Here is an 11,671-nt window from a genome sequence, read left to right as displayed (position 1 = left end):
GGCCCGGCTCCACCGCGTTCATCCGGTCGGCCGCGTAGCGCAAGCCACCCGCGCTCCGCGGCGCAAAGCTGTGGTCAAGGAGCGCCACCACCGCACAGACGAGGACCGCGCCATGTCCCACAGCCGACGGATCAGCACCATCGCGGGGGTCGCGGCACTGCTGCTGGCCGCCACCGCCTGCTCGGGCCTGGGCCGGAGCACCGTAGGCATGCTCCGCTTCCGCGGCCACGACTCGCCGATCGAGCTGAGCTACTCCAACACCCTCGTCACGGGCTGTCACAGGATCGCCCTCCCGAGGGGGGCCACGCACGTGGAGAACAACACCCTCGTCGACATCGTCCTGTACCGGACGGAGGACTGCGGCAAGGTCGACAAGGCCGACGGCATCTACGTGGCCACGACCCTCTCCAACGTGACGGCCCCCCGCACCCTGTCCTGGCGCAGCTTCAGGGTCATCCACTGACGCGCCCCGGCCCGGAGGCCGCGGCGGCGTGAACTCCGCCACAGCCTCCGGCCGGCCGGGCCCCCGGGCCCGGGAATCCCGGGCCGCCGGGCCCCCACCCGGTTTTGCACCTAGTTGCAAAACCGGCCTCCCCTCGCTACAACAGGGGCATCACCCCCGCGCGAGGAGGCGCCCCCCATGTCGCAGAGCCGGTACCCGCACCTGCTGAGCCCGCTGGACCTCGGATTCACCACGCTGCCGAACCGCGTGATCATGGGCTCGATGCACACCGGTCTCGAAGAGCACGAGGGCGGCTTCGAGCGCCTCGCCGCCTTCTACGCCGAGCGCGCCCGCGGCGGCGCGGGCCTGATCGTCACCGGCGGCATAGCCCCGAACGACGCCGGCCGCCCCTTCGAGGGAGGCTCCCGCCTCACCACCGAGGACGAGGCCGCCGAGCACCGGGTGATCACCGAGGCGGTGCACGCCGAGGGCGGGAAGATCGCCATGCAGATCCTCCACTTCGGCCGGTACGCCTACCACAAGGACCTGGTCGCCCCCAGCGCCCTCCAGGCCCCCATCAGCCCCTTCGTACCGAACGAGCTCACCGACATCGAGGTCGAGCGGACCGTCGAGGACTTCGTCCGCGCCGCCCGCCTCGCCAAGCTGGCCGGCTACGACGGCGTCGAGATCATGGGCTCCGAGGGCTACCTGATCAACGAGTTCATCGCCGCCGCGACCAACAAGCGCACCGACCGCTGGGGCGGCGCGTACGAGAACCGCGTCCGCTTCCCGCTGGAGATCGTCCGCCGGACCCGCGCGGCCGTCGGCGAGGACTTCATCCTCATCTACCGCCTCTCCATGCTCGACCTGATCCCCGGCGGCTCCACCCTCGACGAGGTCGTCCACCTCGCCAAGGAGATCGAGGCGGCCGGCGCCACCATCATCAACACCGGCATCGGCTGGCACGAGGCCCGCATCCCCACCATCGCCACCTCCGTCCCGCGCGGTGCCTACACCTGGGTCACCAAGCGGCTGATGGGCGCGGTGAGCGTCCCCCTCGTCACCAGCAACCGCATCAACACCCCCGAGATCGCCGAGGAGCTGCTCGCCGACGGGCGCGCCGACCTGGTCTCCCTGGCCCGCCCCTTCCTCGCCGACGCCGATTTCGTCGCCAAGGCCGCCGCCGGCCGCTCCGAGACCATCAACACCTGCATCGGCTGCAACCAGGCCTGCCTCGACCACACCTTCAGCGGCAAGATCACCAGCTGCCTGGTCAACCCGCGCGCCTGCCACGAGACCCAGCTGGTCCTCGCCCCCACCCGGCTCAAGAAGCGCGTCGCCGTCGTCGGCGCCGGCCCGGCCGGACTCGCCTGCGCGGTCTCCGCCGCCGGCCGCGGCCACGCCGTCACCCTCTTCGAGGCCTCCGGCCACATCGGCGGCCAGCTCGACATCGCCCGCCGCATCCCCGGCAAGGAGGAGTTCGAGGAGACCATCCGCTACTACGGCACCCAGCTCGTGGAGAGCGGTGTCGAGGTCCGCCTGAACACCCGCGCCGACGTGGAGACCCTCCAGGGCTACGACGAGGTCGTCGTCGCCACCGGAGTCACCCCCCGCACCCCCGACATCGAGGGCGTGGACCACGCCAACGTGGTCAATTACCTCGACGTGCTCCGTGACGGCGCCCCCGTCGGCGAGCGCGTCGCCGTCGTCGGCGCCGGCGGCATCGGCTTCGACGTCGCCGAGTTCCTCACCGACAGCGGCGAGGGCGCCTCCCAGGACCCCGACGTCTACTTCCGCCACTGGGGCGTGGACACCTCGTACACCGGCCCCGGCGGGCTCACCGCCGCCGAACGCCCCGCGCCGCCGCGCCAGGTCCACCTGCTCCAGCGCAAGGCGACCAAGGTCGGCGCCGGCCTCGGCACCACCACCGGCTGGATCCACCGGGCGGAGCTCAAGCACCGCGGGGTGGTCTCCGTCGCGGGGGCGACGTACGACCGCATCGACGACGAGGGCCTGCACATCACCGTCGACGGGGAGCAGCGGCTCGTACCCGCCGACACCGTCGTCCTGTGCACCGGGCAGGAGCCGCGCCGCGACCTGTACGAGGCGCTGCGCGCGGCCGGTGTCGAGGCGCACCTGATCGGCGGCGCCGACGTGGCCGCCGAGCTCGACGCCAAGCGGGCCATCCGCCAGGGCACCGAACTGGCCGCGGCCCTCTGACGCCGTCCGGCGCCGTCCGGCGTCGTCTGACGTCGTCTGACGTCGTCTGACCGAAAGGGATTGTGGCGGTCCGGCCGGGCCGCCACAATCTCCCGGTGACGTTCTCACCCGCAGACGCAGACAAGATCCTCGCCGACAACTTCGCCCCCTGGGTGCTGGCCCTGGGCCTGAGCGTCCAGGAGACCGGCGAACGGCACGCCGTCCTGCGGCTGCCCTGGTCGCAGGCCCTGGCCCGGGACGGCGGCGGCCTCTCCGGTCAGGCCCTGATGGCGGCCGCCGACACCGCCACCGTCATCGCGATCTCCAGCGCGCGCGGCGCGTACGGGCCGATGACCACCGTCCAGCAGTCGACGAGCTTCCAGCGCCCGGTCACCGGCGCCGACGTCCTGATCCACGTACGGGTCACCAAACTCGGCCGGCGGATGGCCTTCGCCGACATCACCATGACCCCCGAGGGCGCCGCGGAGCCGTCCGCCACGGCCTCCACGGTCTACGCCCTGCTCGGCTGAGTTGCTTCCGCCACCGGCAGCCGGACCACCAGCCGGGCCCCCCGCGGAGAGTCCTCGGCGGTGAGGGTGCCGCCGTGGTGGGCGGTCAGGTCCCGCGCTATGGCCAGGCCCAGGCCGGCTCCGCCGTGGTCGCGGCTGCGGGCGTCGTCGAGACGGGTGAAGCGCTCGAAGACCCGCTCCCGGTCCCCGGGCGGGATCCCCGGGCCGTCGTCGGCCACCTCCAGCACGGCGGTCCGCGCGGATGGACCGCCGGTGGTGCGCAGCACGAGGTCCACCCGCCGGCCGGCGAACCGCTGGGCGTTGTCGAGCAGGTTGGTGACCACCCGGGCCAGCCACAGCGCGCTGCCCTCCACCAGGACGCCGTCTTCCAGCTCGGTGCGTACGGGAACGCGGTCCCCGAGCCGTGCTTCCACGGCGTCGCGGACCACCGAGCCCAGGTCCAGCCGGACCGACGCCATCGGCTGGGCGGCGTCGATGCGGGCGAGCAGCAGGAGGTCGGAGGAGAGCTGCTGGAGCCGCTCGATGTCCTGGAGCGCGCCGCTGATCAGTTCCGGCCACAGTTCCGGGTCCCGGACGGCCAGCGCCACCTCCAGCTGGGTGCGCAGCACCGTGATGGGGCTGCGCAGTTCGTGGGAGGCGTCGGCGATGAACTGGCGCTGACGGTTTCCGGCGGACTCCAGCCGGTCCAGGGTGGTGTTCATCGTCTGCGCCAGGCGGGCGACCTCGTCACGGGTGGGCGGTACGGGGACCCGGCGGTGCAGGTCCCGGTCGCTGATCTCGGCGACCTCGGCGCGGATCGCCTCGACCGGCCCGAGCGCCCGGCCGGTGACCCGCCAGGTGACGAAGGCGACGGTGGCCAGGAGCAGCGGGCCGCCGACCGCGAGCGCGGCGGCGGTGGTGTCGTCGGCCGCGTCCACATCGCGCAGCGAGGTCCCCACGAAGACGGTGACCATGCCCTGCGGGGTCTCCGTGGTGACCTGCACGACCCGCTGGCGGTGCTCGCCGCCGAGCGGGCCGGTCTTCCAGGTGTGGAAGACCGTGCCGGGCCGGAGGGGTTTGACGGGGACGAGCGAGAGTTCCCCGGCGAGGTTCGGGGAGGCGCGCAGCACCCGGCCGCGGGCGTTCACCACCTGGACGAAATCGACGCCGTGCAGGGTCGGCCGCATCTTCTCGAGATCGCCGGAGGCCGCGAGCCGGGCGACCGTCTCGGCCTGCCGCGCGGCGTCGCGCTCGGCGTTGCGCAGCAGATTGCCCTCCAGCAGTCCGAGGAGGGCGAAGGAGGCCAGTGCCAGGGCCGCGGCGACGACCACGACGGCGCCCACGGTGGCGCGGGCGCGGACGGTCATGGGCCACAGGCGGCGCAGCGGTGACCACTGGAGCAGGCGTGGCAGGTGTGGCCGGCGGCGGAACCGGCGGCGGGGGAGTGCGGGCTCAGCCACCGTCGGCCGCCAGCCGGTAGCCGGCGCCGCGTACGGTCTCCAGCGCGGAGCGGCCGAACGGCGCGTCGATCTTGCGGCGCACGGCGCTGATGTGGACCTCGACCACGTTGGGATCGCCGGCGAAGGCCATGTCCCACACCTGTTCGAGTATCTCCCGCTTGGGCACGACCTCGCCGGGGCGCCGGGCCAGGTACTCCAGCACCGCGAACTCCCGGGCCGTCAGCCGGATCTCGGTGTCGCCGCGGGAACAGCTGTGCCGGGCCGGGTCCAGCACCAGGTCCCCGAAGCGCAGGATCTGCGGGCCGCGGCGGCCGGTGCGCCGGGCCAGCGCGCGCAGCCGGGCGACCAGGACGAGGTAGGAGAACGGCTTGGAGAGGAAGTCGTCGGCGCCGGTGTCCAGGGCCTCCGCCTCGTCGTACTCGCCGTCCTTCGCCGTGAGCATCAGGATCCCGGATTCGTTCCCGGCGGCGCGCAGCCGCGCGCAGACCCGGTAGCCGTTCAGGCCGGGCAGCATGATGTCGAGCACGATCAGGTCGTAGTCGTGCTCGGTTGCCATCCACAGCCCCTGCGGCCCGTCGTGGGCCACATCCACGGAGAACCCCTCCGATTGGAGTCCCCGTTGCAGGGCCACGGCCAGCCGCCGTTCGTCCTCCACCACCAGTACGCGCATGCCGACCAGGGTCTCAGGCCCGGTCCGCGGCCGGCTGAAGAGGTCTTCAGCCGGCTTCAGGTGGGCTTCAGGATCCGCTCCGCATGCTCTGCAACGAGCCGGGTGCCGTGCCCGGTTGTGCATGAGGAGTCCCGGTATGTCTGAGTCTTTCCCGCCGTCCGAGCAGCCAGAGCAGCCCAAGCGGCCCGAGCAGCCCGCGAGCGCCCCGGAAACCGGCGGGCGCACGCGCGTGAACCTGGGGCGCCTGGTACCCCGGCGCAGGGGTGCCCGATGGGCGGCGCTGGGCGCGGCCGTGGTGATCGTCGGCGGTGTGGCGGTGGCGGTGGCCGTGGACGAGCACCACGACAGGATGGCCGGACCGCGCGTCGCCTGGGCCGAGGCCGACCACAAGGGCGGGATGAAGCGCGGCCCCGAAGGCGGCGGAGAGCACGGCGACCGGGCGTTCGGCGACCAGAGGATCCACAAGAACCTCAAGGACCCGAAGGCCCTGAAGGAGCTGCGGGAGCAGCGGGAGGCGGCACCGAAGCCGCGCGCCGGTGAAGCGGGCCCCGGAGGCTCCGCGAAGGCGGCCCCCGCGCCCCTGCCGTCGCTGGCCATCGGCCAGGCGGCCGACAAGGCGGCCGGGGCGGTGGACGGCGGCAAGGTGGAGAGCATCCGCGTGGTCGCTCAGGAGGGCGGCGGCAGCGCCTGGCTGGCCGTCGTACTCGGCCCGGACGGAGTCCGTCACGCGGTCACGGTCTCCGGTTCGGACGGCACCGTCACCGGCAACACCCCCGTCGCCGGCCGCTAGGGGCCTGCTACACCGGCGGGGCGGCCCGGTCGCTTTCGGCGGCGACCGGGTACGGCACGAAGGTGCTGCTGTTCTCGTCGACGGCCAGTGCGCGGCCGAGGGGCGGCACGGCGCGCTGGGGGCAGTCGAGCCTCTCGCAGAGCCGGCAGCCCATGCCGATGGGCGTGTCGGCGGAGGTCTTGCCGAGGTCGAGGCCGTCGGAGTAGACGAGGCGGGAGGCGTGCCGGATCTCGCAGCCGAGACCGATGGCGAAGGTCTTGCCGGGTTCGCCCCAGCCGCCGCGGTGGCGGGTCACGGCGCGGGCGGTCCAGAGGTATCGCTGCCCGTCGGGCATGGCGGCCGCCTGGACGTGGATGCGGCCGGGCGCGGCGAAGGCCTCGTACACGTTCCACAGCGGGCAGGTGCCGCCCGCGCGGGAGAAGTGGAATCCGGTCGCGGACTGCCGCTTGGACATGTTGCCAGCGCGGTCCACCCGGACGAAGGAGAAGGGCACCCCGCGCAGCCTGGGGCGTTGCAGGGTGCTCAGGCGGTGGCAGACGGTCTCGTATCCGAGACCGAAGTGGTCGGTGAGCCGCTCGATGTCGTAGCGGAACTCCTCGGTGGCCGTGTGAAAGGCCCGGTACGGGAGGATCAGCGCGGCGGCGAAGTAGTTGGCGATGCCGATCCGGGCCAGGGCGTGGGCGGGGGAATCCGGCGGGAAGTCCTCCGCCGCCAGCCTGTCGAGTTCCTCCCCGTACTCCAGCAGCGCCACTTGGGTGGCCATCCGGAAGGCCTGCTGGCCCGGCCGGAGCCGGCTCGACACGTGCAGGACGCGGGAGCGGGCGTCGTAGCGGTGCAGCCGGTCCGAGTCGGCCGCCAGGCGCACCCCGTGGCGGTCCCCGAGCCTCGCCGACAGGGCGCGTACGACGTCCCCCGGGCGGATCCCGACCTCGCGCGCCAGTGCCTCGGCGGCGAGGTCGGTCTCGTGCAGGTAGTTCTGCCGCCGGTAGAAGAACTCGCGGATCTCCTCGTGTGGTGAGCGCGGGCTCCCCACCGTGCCGTCCCGGCCGTCCGCGGCCCCGGCGAGCCGCTCGGCCAGCAGCTGGCCGCGCCGGCCGAGGTCCAGCAGGACGTGGGCCACGGCGGGCATCCGGGTGGCGAGGTCCGCCAGGTCGGACGGTGACACCCGGGCCCCGGCGACCTCGGTGGCGAGGGCCTCGCGGAGGTCGGCCACCAGCCGGCTGGTGTCACGCTCCGAGAAGAAGCCGGGATCGACGCCGAACGCCTCGGTCAGCCGCAGCAGCACCGGCACCGTGAGCGGCCGCGAGTCGTGCTCCATCTGATTGAGGTAGCTCGGCGAGATCGCGAGGACGCGCGCCAGGTCGGCCTGGCTCATCCGCCGCTCCTCGCGCAGGCGCCGCAGCCGCGCCCCCGCGTACGTCTTGCTCACCGGGCTCCCCCTCAGGTGATCGGAACAGCCGTAACCCTACGCGGGATCCGAGCGCCGCCGGCCTTCGCAAACTTGGCAAAAACGCTCCCGAAGATTCGCAGAACTTGGCATCCATCCCTCCTTGTTGGCACTCGGTGCCACTGCCAGAGTCGGTCCTGCGGCCAGTGGAACCGGGGCAGTCGGGACCGGCATGGCGGCCGCTACCCCCAGCCCGGCACGTGGTGCCAGTGCGGACAAGCGACTCAGGGAGACGGTGACGGTCATGGCAGAGGCGAACACGGCGGCAGCGGCCCAGCAGCTCGAGCAGCGGTGGGCGACCGACCCCCGCTGGGCGGGCATCGAGCGGACGTACGGCGCCGAGGACGTGGTCCGGCTCTCCGGCAGCGTCCGGGAAGAACACACCCTGGCCCGGCGCGGAGCCGAGCGGCTGTGGCGGCAGCTGCACGAGCTGGACTACGTCCACGCGCTCGGCGCGCTCACCGGCGGCCAGGCCGTCCAGCAGGTCCGGGCCGGACTCCAGGCGATCTACCTGTCCGGCTGGCAGGTCGCCGCCGACGCCAACCAGGCCGGGCACACCTACCCCGACCAGAGCCTGTACCCGGTCAACTCGGTGCCGCAGGTGGTGCGCAGGATCAACAACGCGCTGCTGCGCGCCGACCAGATCGCCACCGCGGAGGGCGGCGGTACGGGTTCGACGGACGCGGGGACCGACTGGCTGGCGCCGATCGTCGCCGACGCCGAGGCCGGTTTCGGCGGCCCGCTCAACGCCTTCGAGCTGACCAAGGCGATGATCGCGGCGGGCGCGGCCGGCATCCACTACGAGGACCAGCTCGCCTCCGAGAAGAAGTGCGGCCACCTGGGCGGCAAGGTGCTCGTGCCCACCTCCCAGCACGTCCGCACCCTCAACGCGGCCCGGCTCGCGGCCGATATCGCCGACGTCCCGACCCTGATCATCGCCCGTACCGACGCCCTCGCCGCGAACCTGCTGACCAGCGACGTCGACGAGCGCGACGCGCGGTTCGCCACCGGCGAGCGCACCGCCGAGGGCTTCTACCGCGTCGAGAACGGCATGGCACCGGTGATCGCCCGCGGCCTCGCCTACGCCCCGTACGCCGACCTCATCTGGGTCGAGACCGGCACCCCGGACCTGGCCCAGGCCCGCGAGTTCGCCGAAGCCGTCCACGCGCGGTACCCCGACCAGATGCTTGCCTACAACTGCTCGCCCTCCTTCAACTGGAAGGCGGCGCTGGACGACGACCAGATCGCCAAGTTCCAGCGGGAGCTGGGCGCGATGGGCTACCGCTTCCAGTTCATCACCCTGGCCGGCTTCCACTCCCTCAACCACGGCATGTTCGACCTCGCCCGCGGCTACGCGGAGCACGGCATGACCGCGTACGTGGACCTTCAGGAGCGCGAATTCGCCGCCCAGGAACACGGGTTCACCGCCGTGAAGCACCAGCGTGAAGTCGGCACCGGCTACTTCGACCTCGTCTCCACCGCCGTCAACCCCGCCTCCTCGACCACCGCGCTCGCCGGCTCCACGGAGGAGGAGCAGTTCCACTGAGCCCGCCCCGCGGGCGGGGGCGAGCACCGCTCCGCCGTCCCCGCCCGCCCGCCGGCCTTCCCCCGTCCGCCGCTCCCGCCGAGGAGACCCGTATGCCCACCACCGAACTCGCCGGTCGCGTCCACGTCCTCGGCGCGCCCGGCCACCGCTTCGACGAGATCCTCACCCCCGCCGCCCTGGACTTCATCGGCACGCTCCACACGGCCTTCGCCGGCCGCCGCGAGGAGGTGCTCAAGGAACGGCGCCGGCGCACCGCCCAGCTCGTCTCCGGCAACCCGCTCGACTTCCCCCGCGCCACCACCGCGGTCCGCGACGACCCCGACTGGCGCGTCGCACCGCCCGCCCCGGGTCTCGTCGACCGCCGGGTGGAGATCACCGGACCTCCGGACCGGCGCATGACCGTCAACGCCCTGAATTCGGGGGCCCGGGTGTGGATGGCCGACTTCGAGGACGCCACAGCACCCACCTGGAACAACGTCATCGGCGGGCAGCTGAACCTGCTCGACGCCATCGAGCGCCGGATCGACTTCACCACGCCCGAGGGCAAGGAGTACCGCCTCGGCGAGCAGTTGGCGACGATCATGGTCCGCCCGCGGGGCTGGCACCTGACCGAGCAGCACCTGGAGATCGACGGCCGTCCCGTCGCGGCCTCGCTGGTCGACTTCGGCCTCTACTTCTTCCACTGCGCCCAGCGGCAGATCGACGCCGGCCACGGCCCGTACTTCTACCTTCCCAAGCTGGAGAACCGGTACGAGGCCCGCCTCTGGAACGACGTCTTCCTGATGGCCCAGGAGATCCTCGGCATCCCGCGCGGCACCGTCCGCGCCACCGTCCTGATCGAGACGATCACCGCGGCGTTCGAGATGGAGGAGATCCTCCACGAGCTGCGCGAGCACAGCGCCGGACTGAACGCGGGCCGCTGGGACTACCTCTTCAGCCTCATCAAGACCTTCGGCCACCGCACCGACTTCCAGCTGCCCGACCGGGCCAAGGTCACCATGACCGCCCCCTTCATGCGGGCGTACACCCAGCTGCTCGTCCGTACCTGCCACAAGCGCGGCGCCCACGCCGTCGGCGGCATGTCCGCCCATGTGCCCGGCAAGGACCCCGAGGCCGACACCGCGGCCCACGCCAAGGTCCGGCTCGACAAGGAGCGCGAGGCCGAGGACGGCTTCGACGGCTCCTGGGTCGCCCACCCCGGACTCGTCCCCGTCTGCCGTGAGGTCTTCGACGGAGTGCTCGGAGAGCGCCCGCACCAGCTCGAGCGCCTGCGGCAGGACGTCCACGTCACCGCCGCCGAGCTGTTGTCGGTCCGGCGCACCAGCGGTCCGCCCACTCCCGAAGGCATCCGCGCCAACGTCTCCGTCGCCCTGCGGTACTTCGACGCCTGGCTGCGCGGCAGCGGAGCCGTCGCCCTCGACGGCCTCATGGAGGACGCCGCCACCGCGGAGATCGCCCGCGTGCAGCTCTGGCAGTGGCTTCGCCACGGCACGGCCGACCGCGAGAGCGTTCGGGAGATCCTCGCCGCGCAGTCCGCCGCGCTCGCCAAGGAGCAGCCGGACGCTCTGGTCGCCGAGGCGCGCGCGGTCCTCGAGCGCACGGCCCTCGAGCGGGACCTGCCGGCCTTCTTCACCCCCGATGCGTACGCCCGCCACCTGGTCACCCGTCGAGAGGAACGCTCATGAGCACCGCCATCCACCGGGTCGGCATCGTCGGCGGCGGCCAGATGGGCGCCGGGATCGCCGAGGTCTGCGCCCGCGCCGGCCTCGACACGGTGGTCTGCGAGGCCGATGCCACCGCGGCCCGCGCCGCCCGCGAACGCGTGGCCGTCTCCCTCGAACGCGCCGTCCAGCGGGGCAAACTGGACCGGCTCACCGCCGAGGACGCCCTGGCCCGGCTCGTCTTCTCGGGCAGCCTCGACGACCTCGCCGACCGCCAGCTCGTCATCGAGGCCGTCGTGGAGAACGCGGAGGTGAAGGGAGAGGTCTTCACGGCCCTCGACAAGATCGTCGAGGACCCTGCGGCGATCCTCGCGACGAACACCTCCGCCATCCCCGTGATGCGCCTGGCGATGGCCACCGGCCGCGCGGACCGCGTGGTGGGCCTGCACTTCTTCAATCCCGTACCCGTCCTGCCGCTGGTCGAGATCGTCTCCTCGCTGCACACCACCCGCGAGACGACCGAGAGGGCGGAGGCGTTCGCCCGCGACACCCTGGGCAAGACGGCCGTCCACTCACAGGACCGGGCCGGGTTCGTCGTTAACGCCCTGCTGGTTCCCTACCTGCTCTCGGCCATCCGGATGGCCGAGTCCGGTTTCGCGACCGCCGCCGACGTCGACGCGGGCATGGAACTGGGCTGCGCCCACCCCATGGGTCCGCTCAAGCTCGCCGACCTGATCGGACTGGACACGGTCGCGGCCATCGCGCAGTCGCTGTACGAGGAGTTCAAGGAGCCGCTCTACGCTCCGCCCCCGCTGCTCCAGCGGATGGTCCAGGCAGGGCTGCTGGGCCGCAAGAGCGGCCGCGGGTTCCACCCGTACGACCGGCGCTGACGGGGGAGCGGCTCGCGGTGCCCCACGTCACCGTCCGGGATGCGAGCCGATGTACCC

The 11,671-nt window shown here is 72.7% G+C and carries 10 protein-coding genes; 7 read left to right on the top strand and 3 right to left on the bottom strand.

Features of this window, described 5'->3' with window-relative positions; translation table 11 throughout:
• Nucleotides 1–112: 112 nt before the first annotated feature.
• The 3 genes from OHA89_RS06990 to OHA89_RS06980 all read left to right on the top strand — a co-directional run bounded on the left by OHA89_RS06990 (nt 113) and on the right by OHA89_RS06980 (nt 3,171).
• Nucleotides 113–463: a hypothetical protein gene (locus tag OHA89_RS06990; RefSeq protein ID WP_266613598.1), complete on the top strand. Its 351-nt coding sequence runs from the start codon at nt 113–115 to the stop codon at nt 461–463.
• 177 nt (nt 464–640) lie between these two features.
• Nucleotides 641–2,662 carry an NADPH-dependent 2,4-dienoyl-CoA reductase gene (locus OHA89_RS06985; protein ID WP_266613597.1) on the top strand — a complete coding sequence of 674 codons (2,022 nt, stop codon included), beginning with the start codon at nt 641–643 and terminating at the stop codon, nt 2,660–2,662.
• A 95-nt stretch (nt 2,663–2,757) separates the two neighbouring features.
• Complete coding sequence (locus OHA89_RS06980; protein WP_257553264.1) at nt 2,758–3,171, top strand: PaaI family thioesterase; 414 nt, start codon at nt 2,758–2,760, stop codon at nt 3,169–3,171.
• On the opposite strand, the gene OHA89_RS06975 is transcribed toward OHA89_RS06980, so the two are convergent.
• Both OHA89_RS06975 and OHA89_RS06970 read right to left on the bottom strand, forming a co-directional pair.
• On the bottom strand, nt 3,153–4,610 hold the full coding sequence (locus tag OHA89_RS06975) for a sensor histidine kinase (protein WP_406365676.1): 1,458 nt from the start codon (nt 4,608–4,610) through the stop codon (nt 3,153–3,155). The two genes, OHA89_RS06980 and OHA89_RS06975, sit on opposite strands and share 19 nt — an antisense overlap.
• Nucleotides 4,603–5,280, bottom strand: coding sequence for a response regulator transcription factor (locus OHA89_RS06970; protein ID WP_266613594.1), 678 nt, complete (start codon nt 5,278–5,280; stop codon nt 4,603–4,605). Before OHA89_RS06970 ends, OHA89_RS06975 begins: the two co-directional genes overlap by 8 nt.
• A 136-nt stretch (nt 5,281–5,416) precedes the next feature.
• Between OHA89_RS06970 and OHA89_RS06965 the strand changes: the two genes are divergently transcribed.
• Nucleotides 5,417–6,070 (top strand): hypothetical protein, encoded by a 654-nt coding sequence (locus OHA89_RS06965; protein ID WP_266613592.1) that lies wholly within the window; start codon nt 5,417–5,419, stop codon nt 6,068–6,070.
• Nucleotides 6,071–6,077: 7 nt separating this feature from the next.
• Here the strand turns inward: OHA89_RS06965 and OHA89_RS06960 are convergent, their stop codons facing one another.
• Nucleotides 6,078–7,499: a short-chain fatty acyl-CoA regulator family protein gene (locus OHA89_RS06960; protein ID WP_406365675.1), complete on the bottom strand. Its 1,422-nt coding sequence runs from the start codon at nt 7,497–7,499 to the stop codon at nt 6,078–6,080.
• Between the two features lie 262 nt (nt 7,500–7,761).
• On the opposite strand from OHA89_RS06960, the gene aceA reads away from it, so the two are divergent.
• From aceA to OHA89_RS06945, 3 genes are all read left to right on the top strand, one after another.
• Nucleotides 7,762–9,063 carry an isocitrate lyase gene (gene aceA, locus OHA89_RS06955; protein WP_257553261.1) on the top strand — a complete coding sequence of 434 codons (1,302 nt, stop codon included), beginning with the start codon at nt 7,762–7,764 and terminating at the stop codon, nt 9,061–9,063.
• 92 nt (nt 9,064–9,155) lie between these two features.
• Complete coding sequence (gene aceB, locus OHA89_RS06950) at nt 9,156–10,748, top strand: malate synthase A (protein WP_406365674.1); 1,593 nt, start codon at nt 9,156–9,158, stop codon at nt 10,746–10,748.
• Nucleotides 10,745–11,614, top strand: coding sequence for a 3-hydroxybutyryl-CoA dehydrogenase (locus OHA89_RS06945; protein WP_266613589.1), 870 nt, complete (start codon nt 10,745–10,747; stop codon nt 11,612–11,614). The genes aceB and OHA89_RS06945 overlap by 4 nt, the downstream gene beginning before the upstream one ends.
• The last annotated feature ends 57 nt before the right edge of the window (nt 11,615–11,671 follow it).

The organism is Streptomyces sp. NBC_01546, from assembly GCF_045208355.1.
Lineage (GTDB): Bacteria > Actinomycetota > Actinomycetes > Streptomycetales > Streptomycetaceae > Streptomyces.
The sequence above is the reverse complement of the archived record's forward strand: the minus strand, read 5'-3'. Positions and strand labels throughout refer to the sequence as shown.

Bases quoted from the DNA above. Each gene is read 5' to 3' on its own strand.
- OHA89_RS06945 (WP_266613589.1), top strand. From the start codon at position 10,745: ATGAGCACCGCCATCCACCGGGTCGGCATCGTCGGCGGCGGCCAGATG.
- OHA89_RS06990 (WP_266613598.1), top strand. From the start codon at position 113: ATGTCCCACAGCCGACGGATCAGCACCATCGCGGGGGTCGCGGCACTG.
- OHA89_RS06965 (WP_266613592.1), top strand. From the start codon at position 5,417: ATGTCTGAGTCTTTCCCGCCGTCCGAGCAGCCAGAGCAGCCCAAGCGG.
- aceB (WP_406365674.1), top strand. From the start codon at position 9,156: ATGCCCACCACCGAACTCGCCGGTCGCGTCCACGTCCTCGGCGCGCCC.
- aceA (WP_257553261.1), top strand. From the start codon at position 7,762: ATGGCAGAGGCGAACACGGCGGCAGCGGCCCAGCAGCTCGAGCAGCGG.
- OHA89_RS06985 (WP_266613597.1), top strand. From the start codon at position 641: ATGTCGCAGAGCCGGTACCCGCACCTGCTGAGCCCGCTGGACCTCGGA.
- OHA89_RS06970 (WP_266613594.1), bottom strand. From the start codon at position 5,280: ATGCGCGTACTGGTGGTGGAGGACGAACGGCGGCTGGCCGTGGCCCTG.